The following is a 21,959-nucleotide window of genomic DNA, read 5'->3' on the forward strand; positions in this document are numbered from 1 at the left end:
CACAAAATAGCGTTATTATTGTACCTTAAACCAGAAATACATATTAATTGTGTTGGTCACTCACAGGGAAAGTTAACATGTCTATCAATGCCACCATTATTGGTGAACTAATCTTTTTCAGCGCTTTGTTCATCATTGGGCCAATGTGTTACTACTATGGCCGCCGTAAAACACAACACCCCATTGCTGTGGGAATTTTAGGTGTTATTTTAGGGTTTCTGCCGCCGTTCGGTTTTATCTTTTTAGCCTTTATTCTGCTTAAAAATGATTTACCCGAGAAGGCTGAAACTGTGAACAATTAACAATGCTCGTATACACTCCTGTCTATTAACGAGCGTTTAAACTAGAAATACATATTTATTGTGTTAGTTACTCACAGGGAAGGTTAACATGTCTATCAATGCCACCATTATTGGTCAACTTATAGCGTTCAGCGTTGTGTTCATGGTTGGGCCTATGTGCTACTACTATGGCCGCCGTAAAACGAAAAACCCCATCGCTGTGGGAATTTTAGGTGCTATTTTAGGGTTTCTGCCGCCGCTCGGTTTTATCTTTTTAGCCTTTATTCTGCTTAAGAATGATTTACCCGAGAAGGCTGATACTGCACACAATTAACAATGCTGGTATGCACTCCTGTTACTAACGCGACATTGAGTCAAAGCCAACTAAAAAAGAGCTGAGTTTCAGCTCTTTTTTAGTGTCTATTACGATGTCTTTATTTAACGGCTTGTACACCTTCAGTGGTCATAATGACGCGTTTAAGGCTGCCGTCTTCATTGTAGTAAAGTGGTTCGATAGCCACGGAACGGCGAAAACGTCCACCACTTGGCTTACCGTCTTTTGGCGGCACGGCACCGGTGTGGTAAATAAAGTAGCTTTGACCTTTGAATTCTATAATCGATTGGTGGTTTGTTTCAGAGTTGCCAGCGATTTCGTTGAGAATTCCTTTGTATTCCCATGGCCCTTCAATGCTTTTACTCATGGCATAGCAAATTTTCTCTGGGAACTCACACGCATAAGACAAATAATAGTTGTCGTCTTTTTTGTGTACCCAAAGTGCTTCTGTGAAATTGGGTACATCAATGGTTTTAATCTCACCATCGAGTTCGACCATGTTGTCTTTGAGCTTCACGTATTTTGGCATTAGGTTGCCGAAAAACATGTACGCATCGCCGTTTTCTTCGATGAAAATAGCGGGGTCGATGTCATCCCAGTCATTGGGAGTGTGCGTGGTCATGTCATTGGTCACAAGCGCATGACCAATCGCATCTTTGAAAGGCCCGGTAGGCGATTGTGATGTGGCTACGCCAATCGCAAAGCCTGGTTTATCTTCGTTGTGGCGTACTGTGGTGTAGAAATAAAACGTACCGTCTTTTTCCACCATGTGCGATGCCCATGCGTCACCTGTTGCCCATTTGAAGTCTGTTGCTTTCATGATTGGGCCGTGCTTTTGCCAATTCACCATATCAGTGGAAGAAAAGACCAACCAGTCGTGCATTTCAAAGAAGCGGTCATTGTTGGGGGCTTCATCGTGACCGGTATACAGATACACGGTGTCGTTGTGCACAAGCGCCGCAGGGTCGGCGGTAAACACGTCGTCGAACAGTGGGTTGTTAGCAACGGCTGCACTACTGCACAGTGCCAGCGCAGAGGCTAATGCTGTTATTTTTTTCATAGCTTGTCCCTCATAGCAAGGCGCCAACCGAAGTTGGCGACCTAAATTTAATATAAATTGATATTATATTACTTATTGGCTATTGCATAGTCTGAGAGTAAAGCTGTTGGGCATCGCGTGCAGATAATGCATCGTCGAAAATCATCAACTCATCCACAAGACCTTTGTATGGCAGGTCCCAGAAGTTCACGCCAATTGCAAAGCCAGTGAAGCTTGCAGGCGTAAACACATCAGGGAAGTTATTGCCGCTGTACACCTCTTCACCGTTGAAATAGATATTGAGTGTGTTGCCATTGTTTACAAAGACAATGTGCGACCAAGTATTGATAGGTGCCTGTTGGCCCATACCTGCGTCATACCAGTTGGTGCCTGACCACACCATAGAGTTATTGCCAACACCATCTGTGCCTTTGAGCACTAAGCTGATCCAGCTCTCGGTTGTGGCATAACCAAAGAAGGTCGTGGTGAACTGAGTGAGCTCTTCTGGGTTGACCCACAGCGATACAGAGTAGCTATTATCGCGTAGAAGATTGTCTGGTAACTCAACACCATAGCTGCCGTCTAAGTGCAAAGCTCGGCCGCTGACACCGTCGGCAAACATGGCCTCAGGTCCTGCGCTACCCAACTGTGGCCCCGTGGTTGTGCCTGCAGGGTACTTATCTTCATTATCGAGTAATGTATCATTATCGAAGCTGTAAGCCACACGCGGTGCCGGTAAACCTTTGGCACGAACTACGACTTCAAATGATTTTGTTGCTGTTTCGCCATCAAGCGTAATCGTTGCTGTCAATGTAACAACCGCATCCGGCTCACCTGCTTCTGGGCGCGTCACTTCACCTTGTGTGGATACTACATCCGCGTTTGATGACTGCCATTGCACTGCACTTGCGTAGGCACCAGTACGCGGTAAACGTAAGTTTTCACGTACCGATGAGGTGTCTCCTAAACTAAGCAGCTCAGTTGCTGAAGCGAGTAGTGCACTGGCCGGCAGTGGCGCTACGTCAAGGTTCTTAATCTCAGCTGCACTGAGTGCGCCTTCATACACCTTTACATCGTCAATTAAGCCGTTGTAAGGAATATCCCAATGGTTCACGCCAAGCGCAAATAAGCCATCACCGCTTGAGAACAAGTCTTGGAAGTTGCCACCAGAGTACTTTTGCTCACCATTTACATACACTTGCAGTGAACCTTGTTTGACTGAAAAGGCTACGTGTGACCAAGAACCTGCAGGAATTTGCATACCTGCAGAGCCATCAATCCAAACTTCTGAGCCACTCCATAGCATGGTATTGCCATCCCAGCTCCAAGGCACAAGACTGAGCCAGTTTGCTGGGTCTTTAGCACCAAAAAAGGCCGTGGTGAATTGCGTAAGTTGCGTTGGGTTTAGCCACATTGATACCGTATACTCAAAGTTATCAATTAAGCCATCCGGTAGGCGCACGCCATTGCTACCGTTTAGTTGCAGTGCTTGGCCATCGTAGCCCGCGGTGAAATTCGCCGTGCCTGTGATATTGTCTGGGCGCTCAGCCGTTGCTTGTCCTGCATCTTGGTAGCCCAAGCTGTCTGTTAAGCTATCGCTGAAACTGTAGTGTGCAACACGGTTATAAGGTTTGCGCGCCGGCACGGTTACTGTAAAGGTCTTGGTTTGTACTTGGCCTTGCAGCTCAATTGTGGCCGTCAGTGTCACTGTGGCATCTGCCTCTCCTGCGTTAGGCCTATTTAATTGGCCCACAGCATTGATCACTTCAGGTTTATCACTCACCCAACTGATACTAGCGCCCAAGGCGCCGACCGATGCCAATGTGAGGTCAGATTGTGTGCTTTGTGGCAACACGAGGGCGTCGTTAATGTTTGCCATTACTTGGCTTAAACCTGGGTCATTTAGCTCAGAGCCCCATGCTGCACCGCCTTTTGCCGAAAGCACACTGAATGTGGGCGTTAAGCGGCCTGTGACATTGTTGTATTGCCACTTGGCAACGCCTTTAAAGGTGCCTAAATCGTCAATGTTGAGGGTGATGTTACTGTTTTCGTCTATTTTCCAAGAGCCACTGTAATCGCCCGAGATCACGTTGTCTTCTTCAAGACGTAAGTAGCTTGATTGTTTGGTTGTACGGTTAATATCCAACCCATGATTAATGAATTGATAGGTGCCATAGGCATCAATTTCATCTACTAAGTTCGCGCCTGCGATTGGTGCATAGCGGTGTGGAGATGCAACGAGCCAGCCGTCATCAGTGGTGAACATTTCATGTACGCGTACTGAGTGACCCTCACCCATATTAGGGAAGCGGGTATGGAAGATAAGGTAATGGTTACCCGTCGTTTCATCGTAGTAAGCAGAGTTGTGGCCAGGCGCCATGTAACCGTGGTCAAAACCTTCTTCGCCGACGTTATGGTTAAACTCAAACCCACCCATAATTTTTACGCCGTACGGGCTAATAGAATCCCAATTACCCGCGGCGCCAATCATGTCTTGACCTTGATAATCTTCAAATGGACCATCTGGATTTTTTGAGCGTGAAATTCGCATGTTGTAACCGTCGTTCTGTGCGAAGCCACCAAATGATGTAAACAAGTAGTAATAATCAGTTTGTGGACTGTACAGCATGTATGGCCCTTCAATGGCGCTGTAATAACCACCCATCAACTTTTTACCATAGCCTTGGTCTGGCAGTGCCATACCGGTTTCAGGGTTCATTTCCATGATCCAGATACCGCCTGAATACGAACCATAGACCATCCACAAGCGGCCCTCTTTATCAAAGAATACATCTGGGTCAATGGCATTGGGGTGAACATTGCCATTGTAGTCTTCGCCATTGATGCCTGGGTTTTCATCGCCGACATGGCCTGTTTTAAGGATTAACCCCAAGTTCGTGAATGGGCCCTCTGGGGAGTCTGCCACCGCCAAACCCAAATAAAGAGCGTGAAACGCAATTGCCAGTATCGGGTAGGGCGCAATGATCATAATAGAAATAGTAGCGACCATCATTTAGCTGAATTACATCCGCTGCCCACGAGCCAACATGACCGCCGACCCATTCAATACCTTCCGCCGCTTCTGCGGCATAAGTGTTAAAGAGCGGATTTTCATCGTTTACATCTGTTGCCACGAGCTGCCAGTTAAGTAAGTCGGTGCTTTTTGCCGCAGCAAGGTGAGAGCCATAGACATAATAAGTTCCCTCTGCGTCGCGCATAACGGATGGATCGTGAACGGTCACATCACTAAAGCTTACTTCGCCTGCCAAAGTAGGGTCTTCATATTCTACAGGCGGTATCTCAGGCGCAGCTTCAACCGGTGTGCCCATGCCGAAACTCTGTGAGCCACCATCATCACACGCAGTGAGTGCCAACGCGATGCTAGTAGCCAATAAAGAGGGAATAATTCTCATATCGTGTCTCTCATAATTGCTTTTAGGTATTATTGTAATACATAAAGTAGCATGTTTTTTGCCCGTGTAAACTACTTGTAAAATTTTTATGTATTGATTAAGAGGAGAAATTGTCGTGTGAATATGCGAAATTATATTTGTGAGTTAGCCGGGAAAAGCCAATCTTGTTGCGCTTTTGGGGCTTTATAGTGAATTTTTATTACTGGTAGAGTGTAGGAAATTCGGCCGGTGTAATGCGCTTTGAGTTTAATCGTACAATTTGTTAACTGTTTGGTGTTGACTGATAATAAATCATACAATACGATTATAGTCCGGATAAGACTAATAATAAATTAACGCCATTAGGCTTGGCTGTGCGGATCGCAGTGCGTGCAGCTATTGCAAGAAGAGAATGTTAGAGTACAGGAACTTTTTTAGTTTCTCTCTTTGCATACGAATGCAGGCCTATCATGACAACGAAGCGGAGAACAACACATGCACAAGAGAACGCAACTAGCGAGCGCAGTCCTGTTAGCATTAAGCTGTAATTACAGTTTTGCTGCAGACGTTGAGAATGAGCAAGCTGCACAAGAGTCAGAAGAAAACGTTGAAGTGATCGTCGTATCAGGGATACGTGGAAGCTTAAACAAAGCACTCAATGTTAAGCGCCAAGCATACCAAGTAGTGGATGCGATTGTTGCTGAAGATATCGGTAAGTTCCCAGATAACAACGTGGTAGAAGCACTGCAACGTGTAACGGGTATTCAGGTAACTGACCGTGGCGCTGGTGAAGTCAATACCGTTTCTATTCGCGGTTTAACGGATGTCACGACCACAGTGAATGGTCGCCAAATTTTTACGGCGGCGGGTCGTAATGTCGCACTCGCTGATATCCCAGCTGCACTGCTGGAAAGTGTGGATGTGTTTAAAACTCGCTCTGCTTCGCAAGTAGGTAGTGGTATCGCTGGTCAAATCGACATTCATACTCAGCGTCCGTTTAACTTCGAAGGTGCAAAAGTTGTTGCCGCGGCACGTGGTATTTATCAAGAACAGGCAGAAGAATTTGATCCGAATGTATCACTTTTGGCGAGTAACCGTTGGGAATCTGATTTTGGTGAGTTTGGTGCACTCGTAAACGTTTCTTATGCTGAAACTAATTATCGAGACCAAAATATTGCCTCCGGTGCGATGGTGCCATTTATGACCTTGAACCCAGCTGATGGCTTTGGTCAATTAGAGCGTATTCCTACAACGGATGGTCGCGTAAGCGAAGAGCTAATCTGGCAACCAGGCCTGGAAAATGGCCTTCCGTATCAAGCGGGTTCTACCCTTGATATCAATGGTGTGCCCACTGAATATTACCTCTCGCGTGATGCCGTATTCGGTAACGACTACACAGGTAACCGTGAGCGTCCAGCAGCTAATATTTCTTTGCAATGGCGCCCAAATAACGACTCACAATACACCTTCGAAGCCTTTTATAACGGTTATCGAAATGAATCATTCAACTCTTTACATTTCACCTTCGTAGATTGGTGGGGCAATGTGGACCCAGAAAATCCACCACTGTTGTTTGATGGTACGAACATCATTAAAGAACGTTATGTTTCAGCACCTTATGGCTTTAATAGTGGTGATTTAACGGTCAGTAAAACCGACAGTTATGTGTACGCCTTAGGCGGTGAATGGAATATCACGGATGACTTCAAACTTGCGTCTGAAATCTATTACCAAGACAGTGAGTTTGAAACACAGTTTTTCGCAATGCGCACCGACCGTGTCGCGTATGGCTTGAACGTTGACTTCAATGACAACGACGGTCTACCTTCATTGGAATACCTCGATAACCCAGAAACAGAAGTAAACGAAGCGGATTTAACAGATACCACACAGTGGAATGTCGCTCAACTGTACGACAACGGTGGCAGTTCAAAAGGTGATGCATTAACCTTCACCTTGGATGGTGAGCTATATGTTGATAGCTTTGGCTTTGAGAAGATTTCTTTCGGTGTGCGTTATGACAACCGTGGCGCAACAGATGCAACACGTGGCGTTGATGGCTACCTTGGTCAGCCGTTAAGTACGCTTGATGAAGGCTTAACGTCAATCACTGAAGGCTTCTTCGATGGTCAAGCAGATTGGCCGTCAACATGGGCCGTGGCCAATGGCCATTACATCTATAACAATCGTGATTACTTCCGCGGTCTGTATGGCTTCCCAGAAGATGAACTGGTGCTAGAAACGACGTTTGATATCGAAGAAAAAGCATATTCTGCGTATATCCAAGGTGACTTTGCTACGACCCTATTTGGACGCGATTTCGACGGTCAAATCGGTGTGCGTTATGAAGATGCAACAGCAGACATGACTTTCTTCGATATTGATCAAGTACCAACGGCGGTCAGCACAGCAGAAAACAGCTCAACAGCTTGGCTACCGAGTGTTGTTGTTCGTTATCATTTAGGTGAGGATTTAATCGCTCGTGCAGCATACACAGAGACAATCCGTCGTCCTGATTTCGCGCAGCTCAACTCGTTCATCTATTACTATGAAGATGTGACAGACATAGGTTATGGTACGGCCAATGGCGGTAACCCAGACTTAGACCCAGTTGAGTCTAAAAACTTTGACCTGACACTTGAGTGGTACTTCGCCGAAGACAGCTCACTTTATGGGACTTGGTTTAAACGTGATATTGAAGGTTTCGTCTACGGTTCAAACCGTATTGTTCAATACCAAGGTCCAGATGATGACGCGCCATATCCTTATATCTTGAGTCAGCCAGATAACTCATCAAACGGTACGCTCGACGGCTGGGAATTTGGTTTAGTTTACTTCCCCCAGAGTGTGCCTGATTGGTTAAAGGGATTTGGTATTCAAGCAAGTGCAACGTTACTTGATTCGAACCAAGACTTACCGACTTACAACAGCGAAGGTGAATTCACAGGGTATGATTCGCGTGAGATGTTTGGCGTGTCGAAAGAGTCATACTCAACCGTACTCATTTACGAGCGAGAAGGCTTCGACATGCGTCTAGGTTACGTATGGCGTGATAACTTCTTGAACAACTATGAAGCCGCGCAGTTTGCTAACCCGTTGGGCGTGTATCGTCGTCCAGAGCAAAGCTTGGACTTCCAGCTTAGCTACGACGTGACGGAAGATTTCATGGTGACGTTTGATGGTACCAACCTGACTGAAGAGACGTACCAGACGTACTATGAATATCCTTATACGCATAATTCAGGGAACTCTTTATTCAGCCGCACGTTCGCGCTGGGTTTGAGATACTCTTTCTAACAACTCTCAGTGTTAGCTGATTAACAGCTGTATACCACACGACAAAGAAGGCCATGAGCAACCCTCATCGCCTTCTTTTTTTGTGTCTATTACCAATCAACTTAAATAGCGACGCCATTTAGCAGGCTAAAAATTATGCTCACAAGGCACAACATTCGCCCAGCGCTATGTCTGGTCGCATGTTAAAGATTAAGTGTTTAAGCAAAGCAGGCGGGAAGAGGCGATTAATCTTGCATATTTTTAACGGCGTTAAGTCCGCCTAATGCATAGTTAAATAGGTAGTTAGAGAGTTGTTGTTGTTCCATAGCGCGGATGGCTTGCAGTGGTCCGGGTAAGTTGTCACCCGCCACCAAAATCATTAAACACGGCGCCATTACGCTTATTACACAGGGGAATATCGCAGGGCTTTGGGCAGGAATACCCGTTAAATTGCTGAGAATGGTTTTGATGATGTTTATTTTCGGCAAGCCTTCTTCATCAGCAAGGACTTTTAAGCTGGCGCTCGGTGACAATAGCTCCCTTGCTAACAACTTAAAATGCCAGTCGCTGGGTGACAACACCGCAGTGGTGAGTAAGTCAATCACACTTTTGAGCTGTGCCTCGGGGGAGTCGGTTTGCTCGGTGATATTTAACAAGTCTTCGAGCTTAATAATATGCGCATGTGCTTCTTTGAGGGCTTGTTGATACAAACCCTCGCGACCGCCAAAATGGTAATTAATGAGGGCCAAATCCACTTGTGCTTCGGTGGCAATGTCTTTGTTTTTTGTCGCCCCAAGTCCTTGAATAGCAAAGAGCCTTCCCGCGGTATTTAAAATACGTTGATGGGTGAGGGCACCATCTTTTCGAGATGACGTTTCTTGCTTTGGCATAGTAGTGTAACCAAACTGATTGAAATATAACCGCCACTAGTTTAAATTAAATTTAATTTAAACTAAACCTAAATGTCCGTTGTCCCTATTTGCATTTATACGCTAGGCTAATTTTATGAAATTTAAATATATACCGCTATTTATTGGCTTACTTGCTACAGTGATTGGTTGTACTGACACTAAAGAGGACTCCGCATTTGGTATTTTGGAGCGCGACAGGGTTACGCTTTTAGCCACTGCCAATGAAGTGATCACTGCCTTGCCAGTACACGAAGGCACGCAGGTTAAAGAAGGCGATGTGTTGGTCGAGCTTGATAATACCAAACAGCTGGCGACACTTAACAAAGCCAAGGCTGTTGAGCAGCAAGCTCAGGCGTACTTGCAAAAATTACTCAATGGCGAGCGCATTGAAGATATCGAAGCTGCGCGGGCCACGTTAGAGTCGGCCAAAGCCACAGCTGATGAAGCCTTGTTACAGTTAAAACGTGCTCAGGAACTCGTGGCCAAATCATTGGCGTCTCAGGTTGAACTCGACAATGCAATTGTGGCCAACGATGCAGCCAAAGCGGCTGTTGTGGTGGCGCAGCAGAATGTGAAAAAGTTGATAAGTGGTTCGCGTATTGAAGACATCGAGCAAGCCAAAGAATCCCTCAAAGCAGCGCAGCAAACAGTGGCATTCGAGCAAAACGTATTGGCGGATTTAACGATACGGGCATCGCGTGACGGTATATTAGATTCATTGCCACACAATCTGGGTGAACGCGTGAGTGAACACGCTGTCGTGGCCATTTTACAAGCAAATACCACCCCTTATGCACGCATATATGTGCCCGAGCCGTACAAAGCAAAAATCGCCCCAGGTAAAAAAGTCACTATTATGATTGATGGTGTGCAAGGTGCAGTAACCGGCACGGTACGTTGGGTGTCTGTTGAGCCGGCCTTTACACCTTATCGCAGTATGAGCGAAAGTGACCGTTCGCGTTTGGTTTACTTAACTGAAATCGATCTTCCCCAGAGCACGCAATCACTGCCAGCAGGCATTCCTGTGCAAGTTAAGTTGACTGCGCTATGAGCGAATTAGTCATTAAAGCGCACAATGTCACCAAGAAATTCGGTGACTTTAAAGCCATTGACGATATTTCACTGAATGTAGAGAAAGGTAATATTTACGGCTTCTTAGGGCCTAATGGTTGTGGCAAATCAACCACAATTCGGGTGCTAACGGGTTTACTCTCAGCGACTTCGGGTAACGTAGAAGTGCTCGGGCTTCGCATCCCCCAAGACGCTGACGCGCTGCGATTACGCATAGGCTATATGACGCAAAAATTCTCACTGTACGAAGATTTAACGGTGGAAGAAAACCTGCTGTTTATGGGGCAGATTTATGGCCTGGGCGGCGCCGAACTTAAAGCTCGTTGCGCCCTGCAAATGAAAACCTATGGGCTGCACTCGCTACAGAAGCAGATGGTTGGCGGTATGAGTGGTGGCCAAAAGCAACGTTTGTCCTTGGCCTGCGCCACCATCAATAAGCCTGAACTGCTATTTTTGGATGAGCCCACCTCCGCTGTAGATCCAGAAAACCGCCGCGATTTTTGGGAGAAATTGTTCGATTTGTCAGAGCAAGGCACCACCATTTTGGTGACCACGCATTATATGGATGAAGCGGAGCGGTGCCATCGCTTGGCGATTATGGAGTCAGGGCTAATTCGCGCCGATGGCACCCCAGAAGAACTGATGCAAAACATGGGCGTGAACATCGTTGAAGTGAAAACCAGTGGGTTAAGATCTTTAAAAGCCAAGCTCATTGCCAATAGCCATGTTCGCTCCGCGGCGCAATTAGGTGTGCGTTTGCGAGTGCTGGTTTACAGCCAAGTTAGCGACCCTGTGCGGTGGCTACAAACTGAATTTCCTGAACTGCAAAACGCTGAATTGACACTCGCAAGGCCGACGTTAGAGGATGTATTCGTAAGCGTAACAGGGGAGGGTCGAGAATGATTTCTGTTGCCCGTATTCGTGCCGTGATGTTCAAAGAGGTCAAGCAGCTTTCGCGCGATCGCCTCACCTTTGCCATGATAGTAATCATTCCGCTGGTGCAATTGATGCTGTTTGGCTTTGCCATTAATACCGATGTGCGTCATATCCCCGTTGCTTTAGTTGACCACAGCAACAACCAGACTGGGCGCTTGCTCACCCAAACCGTTAGAGCCTCACAGATAGTGGATTTTACCAAGACATTTGACACACCAGAGCAGGCAAAAGCGGCTATTCAAGCTGGTGAAGTCCGCGCTGTGTTGGTGATCCCTCACGATGTCAATCAGCGACTAGAACAAGGGCGAGTGTTGGCACATTGGATGGTGGATGGCACCGACAGTGTGATTGGCGGAGCGATATCCGGTTTGCAGAATATGCCATTTTCGCTAGACACTAAATCAGCGAATAGCCGCATGAGCGAGTTAAGCTCTACCAGCACGTTTGAAATCGCCTTGTATTACAACCCGAGCCGGCGAACTGCGGTGAATATCGTGCCAGGCCTGCTGGCCGTGATCCTCAGTATGACCATGGTGCTATTTACCAGTATCGCCATTGTACGCGAGCGAGAACGGGGCAATCTTGAGCTGCTTATTAACACCCCAGTGCGCCCAATAGAATTAATGATTGCCAAAATCGTCCCCTATATTTTCGTGGGGTTAATCCAAGTCGTTATTGTATTGGGTTTAGGTTATGTGATGTTCGATGTGCCCATCAATGGCAAGCCACATGAAATCATGCTTGGCTCATTGCTGTTTATTTCCGCGAGTTTAACACTTGGCTTGCTAATATCGACAATTGCGCAAAGCCAATTGCAAGCCATGCAAATGACCTTGTTCGTATTACTCCCCTCTATTTTGTTGTCTGGCTTTATGTTTCCCTACGAAGGCATGCCTGTCGCGGCGCAATGGATCTCAGAAGTGCTGCCTGCAACGCACTTTATGCGTTTGATCCGTGGCTTAGTACTGCGTAGCGCTGAACTCACCACGTTATGGAAAGACTCCTTATGGCTTGGTGCATTTACGGTATTTGGCGTGTATTTTGCCTCTAGGCGATTTGCTAAGACGCTGGATTAACATAAGCCAATACGTAGTCACAGTTTTCTGTGTTACGTTTTACGTGACCCTATATTGGTTGCAAGAGAGTAAACCCCTTGATAATTTATCACTATAATTGAATTAAAAACGATGAGTTCGCTACTTTTCAATTTCGCGTTCATCGCTTTGTTAGAAATGTGAGCTGATTAGCTGTTATTCATTTAGGAGTGAGACCGCATGGAGCGAGGGTATTGGTTTACATCGGATTTATTCACTATCCACAAAGGCGAAGATAGTGACACTAACCCTCACTGTTTTGGTAAAGAATTAAGTGAGTGGCTTCGAGCTAAATTCAGTGCGCTTGGGTACGAAGTAGAAGAAGTCATCCCTGAAGATTGGGGTTGGTGTGTCATGTGTAAACGTGACGACTATTTGCTATGGGTTGGCTGCGCTTCAATGTGTGAGCAAGCAGAGGAGTATGAAACGGAAAACCTTCCTCTAGGTAAAGATGTCACATGGCACGTATTCCCAGTTGTTGAGGTTCCTTTTTTCTATTTTAAATCATTCATTCGTCAATTTCTTGGTCAGCTCGACACCACAAAGCCATTAGATAAAATAGATAAAGAACTTGAGCATATTCTTGTGACGGAGCCGCGAATTAAGCTTTGTGAAGAGCCTTAAAAAATATAACAAGCCTACTAGGTGGGCATTACTAAAATCAGCTGAGCTACCCAATTTTAGCTGGGCATTATTCTCCCCATTAGGGGACTTTACATACAAGGAGTCGTTGTGAATTCTGAAGAATTGTTCCCTATGTTTATAGGTGTTTGGGTCGTTTTAGGACTAATAAGTTATTTTATCTTTTTCGTCAGTAACAATGCGGGACGTAAGAAAAAGCTTTGGATACCTTTTATCATTGTTACAGGCGCATCGTTTATTGGGTTTGCTTATCTAATGGGTTTTGGTGGCCAGCACTTATACCTTATTGTGCCAATGGTCGTATTTACTTCCTTTGTAAACATTCGCTCTACAAAATTTTGTGATGCCTGTGGCAAAACCAACGTCAGTCAGGGCTTATTCTCACCTGCTAAGTTTTGTAATAAGTGTGGTGAGGCGCTTAAGTAAAGAACATACGTCACGTTATGTATGTGCTTTGCCTTCGCTTGTTGGGAGAGTTGCGTTTTAGTTTGGCAACATGGCAACGTTTAACCAACAACGAATCGCTCTATAGCAAATATATGATTTAACCTGTAGGTAATAGATATGAAAAAGGTAGCGCTATTACTTGTGATAATGGGTGTGATCTGGACTTTTTACAATCGCTCATCAGAGGTATCGCTTGGGCCTAGTGTAATGGCTCCAGCAACACCGCAACAGGAAAAAATGGACTCGCCCACTCGTTTTAGCTTTGGCGAGTACGATATTACGGAAGTTGCGCAGTTTGATATCAAAGCTAAGGTATTAGCTAAGAAAAATTATTCTTCGGGTCGCGAAGCAGATCTTTCTCCCACAGATTTGGCGTTGGGTTGGGGCCGAATGTCTGATGAGACGATTCTCGAAGACATAAGCATTTCCCAATCAGGGCGATTTTATAGGTGGCGGGTAGAGTTATTTCCAATACCTAGGAGAGAAATTGAAACTCACAGTGCAAACATGCACCTTATCCCTGCAAACGAGTATGTCGAAGGTCTCATCGACGAAATTCGAAAGGGAGATATCGTCGAAATATCAGGGAGCTTGGTTAATGTAAATTCCACGCGTGATAATTGGTATTGGAGAAGTTCACAGTCTCGTCAAGACACAGGCAGTGGTGCATGTGAGTTGATTTATGTAAAAAGTATTCGCATTGCGACGCTGTAATTTTCGTGTACCAACACAGCATAAGCGCATCTGATCTATCGAAACACTTGGCGCTCCATTGACGCTCGTTTCCTGCTTTAGCTTGTTGCGTCTAACAAAGGGGCGATAAATTAGGGAACGCAGCACAATCTCGCACGAATTAGCTTTGCTGAGCGCACTGTTTGGCGAGAGCGTTAATATTGTTTGCCAATGCGGTTTGTGAAAAACGCTTAGACATGTAAAAGCCTAATTCTGGTGTGGGCATTTTTATGCGTTCTAGGCCATAAAAATGCTCGATGGGAATGTCTTTAGCAATAACTGAGGGAATAGCGGTAATTGCCGCTCTATTGAGCTTCACTAAACTGACAGCTTGCTCCCAAGTATTGACTTGATGTTCACTGAAGTGGTTGGTGTCGGTGTTGAGACCTAAATAACGAAATAGCAGCGTGCGTGCGCCTGTGCCTCTTTTGTACACTATACCTTGCTGAATCACCCTAGTCCGTAATGTGTCGACATCGAGTTGCAACCGGTGAGGTTGAGTGATCAATTCGTAATCCACTTCATATATTGTTTCTGAACGCTGCGCGAATGAATCTCTCTCGGGTAACAAAAGCAGAGGCATAGCGATGTCGATTTCGTTGTTTTCTAACATCTTGATTAATCGAGCTTGTGGCACAGTGGTGACTGAATAATCATTACTCAATTGATCTACAACGCAATTGTAAGCTGACTGAAGGTGGCCCACAAAAGCATGCTGCGAATATTTTAGTGATTCACCATTCTCGCTAGATACACCGATAAGTATCTGCGCATTTCCAACGCTCACAAACAGAAAAGAGAACACCGCAAAAAAGGTGATATAAAATCGCATGAATACTCGATTTAAAAAATATATCCATATTAGTTGTAGGGTAATTTAGCGCGTAATATGCACAGTGAGAAGTATAAATAATGGTGGTCAGTGTATTTAAAGGGCTTTTTCGTCACTAAAAATAATACAGTTTAATATAACTTGTTGTGTATAAAGACTTAATTCACTGAATTGTTTTTTGTACTAAATTGTACCTAGCGTAAAAATTCATGCTTCAAACTATTCAGGCATAAAAAAAGCGCCCTAATAGGACGCTTTGGGGTTCCTTTTAGCAGGAACAACACACTATGAGAAAAGTTATGGCGCTACGTTCGCATTGGCCTGTTGTAGGCTGTTTTTAGCTAGCTTGTAATTTGCACGGGTAATGGTGTTTCTATTCTTACCAAATGCAGTGCTAAAGTCAGAAAACGCAGCATCAAATTCGTTTTTAAGTGAGTGAGCAATACCGCGATTACTGTATGCATAGGCACTCATTTCACGGCGTTTAGTACCGTCTAGTTTTACATCTTTAATTAATTTCAAAGCAGTGCTACAAAGTGAGATTGCTTCGTCTGCATTACCGAGTTGAATATTGGCCGCACATTGGTTTACTGAGGTTTCAAACGCGCTTTCTACGCTTTGAACTTGGTCATGAGCAAGGTTAAGCGCTTGCGCATATTGGCCAGAAACAACAGCGTTCGATGTAAGTTCATCGTTGATCACCGCAAGTTTGTAGTCGCCTGCGAATGCGTGTGTACAAGTTGTGGCAGAGAATAATACCAGAGCTAATTTGAGCGTTTTCACCGTGTTTCCCCTTGTTATACCAACCCGCATAAATATCTGCTCAATCCAGCGAGTTCAATGTCGCTATATAGGATCACAACCTTAAGTGGATTGGTATTAGTTGTGCGTTGACTTCGGTATTAACTTTAGATTTAAAGCTTTTACTCTACAAACGATATAAATCGCATCGTTAGATGAAAAAAATTGACCTATAGAGAAGTTGGCCGCGTTTTATTTGTTTATGGCTAAGGATTGTTGAACCATGGTCGCGTGCATATTTTAAGAGGAAGCTAAAATAAAAAGCGCCTATAAAAGGCGCTTTAGGGTTCCTTAGCAGGAACAACACACTATGAGAAGGTTATGGTGCTACGTTATTGTTATTACTTTGCACTCGTTTTAGCGAGTTTATAGTTAGCACGAGTGATGGTGTTTTTGTTGGTACCATAAGCCGTGCTGAAATCAGATAACGCAGCGTCAAATTCGTTTTTAAGTGAGTAGGCGATACCACGGTTGCTGTAAGCATATGCGGTCATTTCACGGCGTTTTGTGCTGTCTACTCTTACTTCTTTAATTAGTTGCAGTGCGGTATTGCACAGTGAAATCGCTTCATCCGCTTTACCAAGCTGGATATTCGCTGCACACTGGTTTACCGATGTTTCAAACGCGCTCGCTACATTTTGTGACGCGTTTTGGCCAAGCTGCAGTGCTTGAGCGTATTGACCTGACACAACAGCGTCAGATGTAAGTTCATCGTTGATAACGGCTAGTTTGTAGTCGCCGGCAAAACTACTTGTAAAATAAGTGGCTGAATATAAAGCTAATGCTAATTTGAGCGTTTTCACGTTGCTATCCTCTTGGGTTGTGTGTTTGCTTCGGTATTAACTTTAGGATTAAAGCTTTTACTCTACAAACGATATAAATCTCAGCGTTACGTGAAAAAAATTTGTCTATAAATTAGCTAAGAGTTAACTTTTTGAACTTATTAATAAAAGTTAACTTCTAAAAGTATTCACCACCCAGCTTGTGAAGTCTGCAAGGGGAGAATTTTGTTCTGCGACTTCATGTTCAACAAGGTAGTATTTGTCCTTGGTCCACAGTGGCTTGTTTACCAAAGGCCATAATAACCCCTCATTTAACCAGCTACGACTGATAGGCATAGGAATAAGGGCGATGCCCATTCCTTGCTGTGCAGCACGGGCCACACCAAACATACTGTCGAGCTGAATGATTTGCTTAGGAGCGAAATCACCATCGTAATGGTATTCAGCCCATTGGTGCCATGACCACGGACGAGATTGATGCACGATTAGCGGCAGTTCACTCAGCGCTTCGGCGCTTTTATCGTGCCATTGCTCGTACAGCTCTTTATTACAAGCAGGCACGTATTCGAGAGAAAATAGCTCGGTCGCGATGCCACTCACCGGTTTATCGTGTGATAACACAATCGACAAATCGGTGCTTCTGACCTTTTGCGTCCTTGTGCGCAACGTATCCACTTCTAAATTCACATCTGGGTTGGCGCTGGTCCAATCGCCCAGCTTCGGCATTAATAATTCACTGGCGAAAAATTCAGGTAAGGTGATGCTAATTGTCACGTTATTGTCTTTGTGACTGAAAGTTCGAATGGTCTGTTCTAAATCAGTAATGATGGGCTCAATGGCATCAAAGAAGTTTTTACCTTCATTGGTTAAGATAATCGCACGAGTGCGGCGCTGGAACAGGGCAAAGCCTAGCTGTTCTTCGAGTTGCTTGATTTGGTGGCTGACAGCTGAAGGCGTAAGATAAAGCTGTTCAGCAGCCTGTTTAAAACTTAAGCATCGGGCTGCGAAACAAAATGCGCGTAGCCCTCTAATCGGTGTTTGCATGAGTCGATTTTGTGTCTAAATAAATGAATGTAGCAATAATTAAGCCAGTCATATTATAGTATGTTCTAAGCCAAAAATGCAGGTAAATCCAGCATTTACATCAGAGAAAACAAAGCCTATGCACAGCAATAGTGCAGATTTATCTCCTGATTAACTATTGCAGTGCAAAACGAGTGTGTGCTTATTTGAATTTGAATAACTAGACCTTGTACCTTTATTGGTCTGTGTTTGTTCAATTTCAACACGTTTAGTACTCGCGCATACTACAACGGGCGTATGACGTTTTTGCTGTAACTAGGTCGACATTCGCGGCATGATAATTTGCTCGCAGCAGTTGCTAATTTATTTGTATGATAATATTATTCATGAGTAATAAATAGCATTACCTAAAAATAAGAGTGTTTACTTTCCCGCGCTGCGGTTGCACTCACATAACTATAATTACTTTAGACCAAAGGCATGCGCATTAGGTCTTGGGCAGTGAATTATGAACAACACACAGAAGCTTTCAACAATAGAGAAAGTAGGATTTGGTGCTGGTGATATGGCGGTAAACGTCATGGTTGCTGCCTTGTTCTACTTTATGTCCTTTTTTTACACCGATGTTTTTGGGTTAAAGCCGGTTGACATGGGGATCTTATTTCTCGTCGCTCGCTTTGTAGACGCCTTTACCGACCCACTTATGGGCGTAATAACCGATAAGGTAAAAACGCGTTGGGGGCAGTTCCGCCATTGGTTCCTGTTTTTAAGTGTGCCGTATGGTTTATCAGTCATGCTGTTGTTTACCACTCCTGATTTTGATTACAACATGAAATTGGCGTGGGCTTACGCGACTTACCTTCTAGCAACCCTCATGTTTACAGGGGTGGCTATTCCTTATATATCCTACATAGGCGTCTTAACGGCAGACCCCAAAGAGCGGCTGTCAGCGAATGGTTACCGTATGTTCTTCGCCAAAATCGCCAATGTCGCTATTGTGTTTTCTGTGCCGCTTCTCGCTAAATATTGGGGCAATGGTGATACTGCCTATGGTTATCAGCTTGCTATGGCCTTTGTTTCTGTCTGTGGCATGGCGTTATTCCTGTTCTGTTTTGCCACCACCAAAGAGCGTTTAGAGCACAAGGTAGAACAACAAAGCATTGGCGCACAATTGAAAGTGTTACTTAAAAACGACCAGTGGTTGCTGCTGTGTACGGCTTGCGTACTCGGTACCTTAGGTTACGCAATCCGCGGCAGTGTGGCGATGTATTACGCCAAGTATTATCTTGGCGCAGAAGACTTAGCGGGCACCTTTACCAGCGCAGGGATTGCTGCGTCTATTGTCGCCATGGTCGCCAGCACATGGATCACCAAGCGTTTTTGTAAAATTAAGTTATTCCGTTGGTCGCAAATCGCAGTGCTTTTCATCTCTGTCGCAATGTATTTCGCGGTGCAACCTGGCGACATCATGTTGGCATTTATTTTATATATCTTGTTGTCATTTGTGGTCGATTTGCATGCGCCTGTATTTTGGTCAGCGATTGCTGAAGCCGTTGATTATGGTGAAATAAAAGACGGAGTGAGAGCATCAGGTTTGTCATTCGGTGGTATTTCATTTTGCCAAAAGGCCGGTGCTGGTTTGGCGGGTTTAGTGGGTGGTTTATTACTCGAGTACTACCAATACCAGCCAAACATTGAGCAAACAGCCTATACCCTAAATGGTTTAGCGCTGATGCTCACGGTAATCCCAGGTGTGTTCCACGCCATGTTGGGTTTTATTCTCTTCAAATACAAAATTTCAGACGATTATTACACCGATATGGTAAGCGCTCAGCGCCTACCGAGCTAAGGGTACCCGCAATTTAGCTGGCCAGAACCCTCATTCCGGCCAGCTACAAAACAACTAGAGGCTTTTACAGTGCGACATTTTAAAAAATGGGCGTTCAGCCTTGCTGCGCTCACAATCTCGGCAATCATGGTTGGGTGCCAACACGCAGAAAACCCAAAGGCGCCATCTATCAATGTGGCGCAACCACAATCGATGCAGGCATTTGCTTATGCGGACGTGCGTTTGACCGCGGGGCCGTTTGCGCATGCACAACAGGTTAACGTGCAATATTTACTCGCGCTTGAGCCAGATAAATTGCTTGCTCCTTACTTGCGAGAAGCGGGCTTGCAAACTCAATCTGGGTCTTATGGTAATTGGGAAAATACGGGCCTTGATGGTCATATTGGTGGTCATTATCTAACAGCACTTAGTTTGGCCTTTGCCACCACCGGTGATGAAGCGCTTGCGCAGCGCCTAGATTATATGTTGGCGCAGCTACAGCTTGCGCAGGAAATAAATAATGGCTACCTCAGTGGTATTCCCAATGGTTTGGCCATGTGGCAAGAAATCGCAAAGGGTGATGTGCGCTCAGACTTATTTAGTCTCAACGAGCGTTGGGTGCCGTTATATAACATAGATAAAACTTTTCACGGTTTGCGCGATGCATACGAAATCGCCGGGAAAGAACAGGCTAGAGGCATGCTGCTCGCGCTAGGTGAGTGGATGTTAGGCATCACAGAAAACCTGACTGATGAGCAAGTGCAAACCATGTTGTATTCAGAGCATGGTGGACTGAACGACGTATTTGCTGATATGGCACGTATCAGTGGCGACCAACGCTATTTACGTTTAGCCGAGCGTTTCACCCACAAGCGCATTGTTAAACCGTTGACTCAGCGAAAAGATGAATTAACAGGCCTACATGCCAACACCCAAATCCCCAAAATCATCGGTGCGCTCAAAGTAGCGCAACAAACCGATAATAAAGCATGGCAACAAGCCGCAGAGTTTTTTTGGCAAACGGTCACACAAAAGCGCAGCGTGTCTATCGGTGGTAACAGTGTGCGTGAGCACTTCCATGGCAGTGACGATTTTTCACCGATGATTGAAGACATCGAAGGGCCTGAAACCTGCAATACCTACAACATGATGAAGTTATCTAAGTTGCTGTTTTTGCAAACTGGCGATACTCGCTACATAGATTATTACGAGCGTGCCACTTACAACCATATTTTGTCCTCGCAGCATCCCGAGCATGGCGGATTGGTGTATTTTACATCGATGCGCCCTGGGCATTATCGCATGTATTCATCGGTGCATGATTCAATGTGGTGCTGCGTCGGTTCAGGCATCGAAAATCATAGTAAATATGGTGAGTTAGTCTTTACTCACACAAATACAGAGCTCGCTGTTAACCTATTTATGCCAAGCGAAGTCACATGGGAGCAAAAAGGGGCAGTTATTGAGCAAGTCACTGAATTCCCCGATGACACACATGTCACGCTGCGCATTAAACACCTTGAAAATACACAATCGTTCACTGTAAAAGTACGCCAGCCCAAGTGGTTAAATACGCCAGTGACCTTGCAAGTCAACGGGAGCCGCATTAACGCTGAGGCAGATGAAAATGGCTACTTGAGTGTGAACCGTGTTTGGCACCAAGGGGATGAGTTGAGTTTTACGCTCGATACAACACTCTACTCTGAGCAATTACCGGATGGTCAAGACTATTATTCAGTGCTCTATGGTCCCGTTGTATTAGCAACGCCCGTGACGGCCTTTAAAAACGAGCAACTTGATTTCATCGCTGATGACAGCCGTATGGGGCATATCGCTGCAGGCCCAACTTGTCCGCCTGAGGCCTTGCCAATGATGCTTGATAAACCTGCAGACTTCATCGCTGCTTTAGTACGAGAGCCTAGTGACTCGTTGGCATTTGTTGCGACCGATAATCTAGCTATTGTTGATAAGGCATTAGCAGGCAAGCCAACACGTTTAGTACCGTTTTTTCGTATCCATGATGCGCGCTATCAGGTGTATTGGCCACAAATTGATTCTGCAAACTTGGCAGACTTTGTACGAAGCGCTAATGAGCAAGCAAAGCGCGAAGCACAACTTGCTGCTATTACGGTCGATGCCGTAAACCCTGGCGAACAACAACCTGAAGTTGAACATAATTTCGCGGGTGAAAACACCCGTGCGGGAGTCAATAATGGCCAGCATTGGCGCGACGCACACGGTTGGTTTTCGTATCAACTGAGTAATGAATCTCTGACCGCAAACACCTTACGCATCCGCTATTTTAAAGGCGATGTCGACCGCCATTTTGCAATCCTTGTAAATGGTGAGCTGCTGGTAAAAGAGTCTTTGCCACATGCTAATGCCGCGTCAAGCTCAGGATTTTACATGGTGGATTATCCATTGACGCAAGGTATGGCTAGTAGCAAAGAGCTTACCGTGCGTTTTGCGGCAAAATCTCAGTCAATTGCAGGCGGCATTTATGGTGTGCGCTTGTTGGCAAAATAGTGAATGTGGAAA

General features: G+C 45.2%; 19 protein-coding genes. 11 read left to right on the top strand and 8 right to left on the bottom strand.

Annotated features, from left to right (window positions below):
• Positions 1-77: 77 nt before the first annotated feature.
• Together ACH19P_RS15555 and ACH19P_RS15560 are read left to right on the top strand one after the other, a co-directional pair.
• Positions 78-302, top strand: a complete 225-nt coding sequence (locus tag ACH19P_RS15555) for a hypothetical protein (RefSeq protein WP_462159513.1) — start codon at positions 78-80, stop codon at positions 300-302.
• Between the two features lie 88 nt (positions 303-390).
• Positions 391-615 (top strand): hypothetical protein, encoded by a 225-nt coding sequence (locus ACH19P_RS15560; RefSeq protein ID WP_462159514.1) that lies wholly within the window; start codon positions 391-393, stop codon positions 613-615.
• Positions 616-715: 100 nt separating this feature from the next.
• Here the strand turns inward: ACH19P_RS15560 and ACH19P_RS15565 are convergent, their stop codons facing one another.
• The 3 genes from ACH19P_RS15565 to ACH19P_RS15575 form a co-directional block, all read right to left on the bottom strand.
• Entirely contained in the window at positions 716-1,675 is a 960-nt protein-coding gene (locus tag ACH19P_RS15565) for a glycoside hydrolase family 43 protein (protein WP_462159515.1), read from the bottom strand.
• A gap of 79 nt (positions 1,676-1,754) precedes the next feature.
• On the bottom strand, positions 1,755-4,580 hold the full coding sequence (locus ACH19P_RS15570) for a LamG-like jellyroll fold domain-containing protein (RefSeq protein ID WP_462159516.1): 2,826 nt from the start codon (positions 4,578-4,580) through the stop codon (positions 1,755-1,757).
• A complete protein-coding gene (locus ACH19P_RS15575; protein ID WP_462159517.1) occupies positions 4,531-5,067 on the bottom strand; it encodes a hypothetical protein in 537 nt (178 codons plus the stop codon). Before ACH19P_RS15575 ends, ACH19P_RS15570 begins: the two co-directional genes overlap by 50 nt.
• Before the next feature lie 474 nt (positions 5,068-5,541).
• Between ACH19P_RS15575 and ACH19P_RS15580 the strand changes: the two genes are divergently transcribed.
• The gene (locus ACH19P_RS15580; RefSeq protein WP_462159518.1) at positions 5,542-8,343 is read left to right on the top strand and encodes a TonB-dependent receptor; all 2,802 of its coding nucleotides are present in this window, start codon (positions 5,542-5,544) and stop codon (positions 8,341-8,343) included.
• 224 nt (positions 8,344-8,567) lie between these two features.
• On the opposite strand, the gene ACH19P_RS15585 is transcribed toward ACH19P_RS15580, so the two are convergent.
• Positions 8,568-9,212: a TetR/AcrR family transcriptional regulator gene (locus tag ACH19P_RS15585; protein ID WP_462159519.1), complete on the bottom strand. Its 645-nt coding sequence runs from the start codon at positions 9,210-9,212 to the stop codon at positions 8,568-8,570.
• 115 nt (positions 9,213-9,327) lie between these two features.
• Here ACH19P_RS15585 and ACH19P_RS15590 point away from each other — a divergent pair, with 115 nt between their 5' ends.
• The 6 genes from ACH19P_RS15590 to ACH19P_RS15615 all read left to right on the top strand — a co-directional run bounded on the left by ACH19P_RS15590 (position 9,328) and on the right by ACH19P_RS15615 (position 14,137).
• Positions 9,328-10,284, top strand: a complete 957-nt coding sequence (locus ACH19P_RS15590; RefSeq protein ID WP_462159520.1) for an HlyD family secretion protein — start codon at positions 9,328-9,330, stop codon at positions 10,282-10,284.
• Complete coding sequence (locus tag ACH19P_RS15595) at positions 10,281-11,207, top strand: ABC transporter ATP-binding protein (protein WP_462159521.1); 927 nt, start codon at positions 10,281-10,283, stop codon at positions 11,205-11,207. Before ACH19P_RS15590 ends, ACH19P_RS15595 begins: the two co-directional genes overlap by 4 nt.
• Complete coding sequence (locus tag ACH19P_RS15600) at positions 11,204-12,316, top strand: ABC transporter permease (RefSeq protein WP_462159522.1); 1,113 nt, start codon at positions 11,204-11,206, stop codon at positions 12,314-12,316. Before ACH19P_RS15595 ends, ACH19P_RS15600 begins: the two co-directional genes overlap by 4 nt.
• A 198-nt stretch (positions 12,317-12,514) precedes the next feature.
• A complete protein-coding gene (locus ACH19P_RS15605) occupies positions 12,515-12,958 on the top strand; it encodes a hypothetical protein (RefSeq protein WP_462159523.1) in 444 nt (147 codons plus the stop codon).
• Positions 12,959-13,066: 108 nt separating this feature from the next.
• The gene (locus tag ACH19P_RS15610; protein ID WP_462159524.1) at positions 13,067-13,402 is read left to right on the top strand and encodes a hypothetical protein; all 336 of its coding nucleotides are present in this window, start codon (positions 13,067-13,069) and stop codon (positions 13,400-13,402) included.
• 138 nt (positions 13,403-13,540) lie between these two features.
• A complete protein-coding gene (locus tag ACH19P_RS15615; RefSeq protein ID WP_462159525.1) occupies positions 13,541-14,137 on the top strand; it encodes a hypothetical protein in 597 nt (198 codons plus the stop codon).
• A gap of 139 nt (positions 14,138-14,276) precedes the next feature.
• On the opposite strand, the gene ACH19P_RS15620 is transcribed toward ACH19P_RS15615, so the two are convergent.
• The 4 genes from ACH19P_RS15620 to ACH19P_RS15635 all read right to left on the bottom strand — a co-directional run bounded on the left by ACH19P_RS15620 (position 14,277) and on the right by ACH19P_RS15635 (position 17,614).
• Positions 14,277-14,987 (bottom strand): hypothetical protein, encoded by a 711-nt coding sequence (locus ACH19P_RS15620; RefSeq protein WP_462159526.1) that lies wholly within the window; start codon positions 14,985-14,987, stop codon positions 14,277-14,279.
• Between the two features lie 297 nt (positions 14,988-15,284).
• On the bottom strand, positions 15,285-15,770 hold the full coding sequence (locus ACH19P_RS15625; protein ID WP_462159527.1) for a hypothetical protein: 486 nt from the start codon (positions 15,768-15,770) through the stop codon (positions 15,285-15,287).
• A gap of 359 nt (positions 15,771-16,129) precedes the next feature.
• Complete coding sequence (locus ACH19P_RS15630; RefSeq protein ID WP_347393359.1) at positions 16,130-16,591, bottom strand: tetratricopeptide repeat protein; 462 nt, start codon at positions 16,589-16,591, stop codon at positions 16,130-16,132.
• Positions 16,592-16,741: 150 nt separating this feature from the next.
• Positions 16,742-17,614 (bottom strand): LysR family transcriptional regulator, encoded by an 873-nt coding sequence (locus ACH19P_RS15635; RefSeq protein WP_462159528.1) that lies wholly within the window; start codon positions 17,612-17,614, stop codon positions 16,742-16,744.
• Positions 17,615-18,101: 487 nt separating this feature from the next.
• Here ACH19P_RS15635 and ACH19P_RS15640 point away from each other — a divergent pair, with 487 nt between their 5' ends.
• Together ACH19P_RS15640 and ACH19P_RS15645 are read left to right on the top strand one after the other, a co-directional pair.
• Positions 18,102-19,442 (top strand): MFS transporter, encoded by a 1,341-nt coding sequence (locus ACH19P_RS15640; protein ID WP_462159529.1) that lies wholly within the window; start codon positions 18,102-18,104, stop codon positions 19,440-19,442.
• Positions 19,443-19,511: 69 nt separating this feature from the next.
• Entirely contained in the window at positions 19,512-21,947 is a 2,436-nt protein-coding gene (locus tag ACH19P_RS15645) for a beta-L-arabinofuranosidase domain-containing protein (RefSeq protein WP_462159530.1), read from the top strand.
• Positions 21,948-21,959 lie beyond the last annotated feature (12 nt).

The organism is Pseudoalteromonas sp. GB56, assembly GCF_054923835.1.

Coding starts and splice junctions, on each gene's coding strand:
- ACH19P_RS15555 (WP_462159513.1), top strand. CDS start 78: ATGTCTATCAATGCCACCATTATTGGTGAACTAATCTTTTTCAGCGCT.
- ACH19P_RS15560 (WP_462159514.1), top strand. CDS start 391: ATGTCTATCAATGCCACCATTATTGGTCAACTTATAGCGTTCAGCGTT.
- ACH19P_RS15565 (WP_462159515.1), bottom strand. CDS start 1,675: ATGAAAAAAATAACAGCATTAGCCTCTGCGCTGGCACTGTGCAGTAGT.
- ACH19P_RS15575 (WP_462159517.1), bottom strand. CDS start 5,067: ATGAGAATTATTCCCTCTTTATTGGCTACTAGCATCGCGTTGGCACTC.
- ACH19P_RS15580 (WP_462159518.1), top strand. CDS start 5,542: ATGCACAAGAGAACGCAACTAGCGAGCGCAGTCCTGTTAGCATTAAGC.
- ACH19P_RS15585 (WP_462159519.1), bottom strand. CDS start 9,212: ATGCCAAAGCAAGAAACGTCATCTCGAAAAGATGGTGCCCTCACCCAT.
- ACH19P_RS15590 (WP_462159520.1), top strand. CDS start 9,328: ATGAAATTTAAATATATACCGCTATTTATTGGCTTACTTGCTACAGTG.
- ACH19P_RS15595 (WP_462159521.1), top strand. CDS start 10,281: ATGAGCGAATTAGTCATTAAAGCGCACAATGTCACCAAGAAATTCGGT.
- ACH19P_RS15600 (WP_462159522.1), top strand. CDS start 11,204: ATGATTTCTGTTGCCCGTATTCGTGCCGTGATGTTCAAAGAGGTCAAG.
- ACH19P_RS15605 (WP_462159523.1), top strand. CDS start 12,515: ATGGAGCGAGGGTATTGGTTTACATCGGATTTATTCACTATCCACAAA.
- ACH19P_RS15615 (WP_462159525.1), top strand. CDS start 13,541: ATGAAAAAGGTAGCGCTATTACTTGTGATAATGGGTGTGATCTGGACT.
- ACH19P_RS15620 (WP_462159526.1), bottom strand. CDS start 14,987: ATGCGATTTTATATCACCTTTTTTGCGGTGTTCTCTTTTCTGTTTGTG.
- ACH19P_RS15635 (WP_462159528.1), bottom strand. CDS start 17,614: ATGCAAACACCGATTAGAGGGCTACGCGCATTTTGTTTCGCAGCCCGA.
- ACH19P_RS15640 (WP_462159529.1), top strand. CDS start 18,102: ATGAACAACACACAGAAGCTTTCAACAATAGAGAAAGTAGGATTTGGT.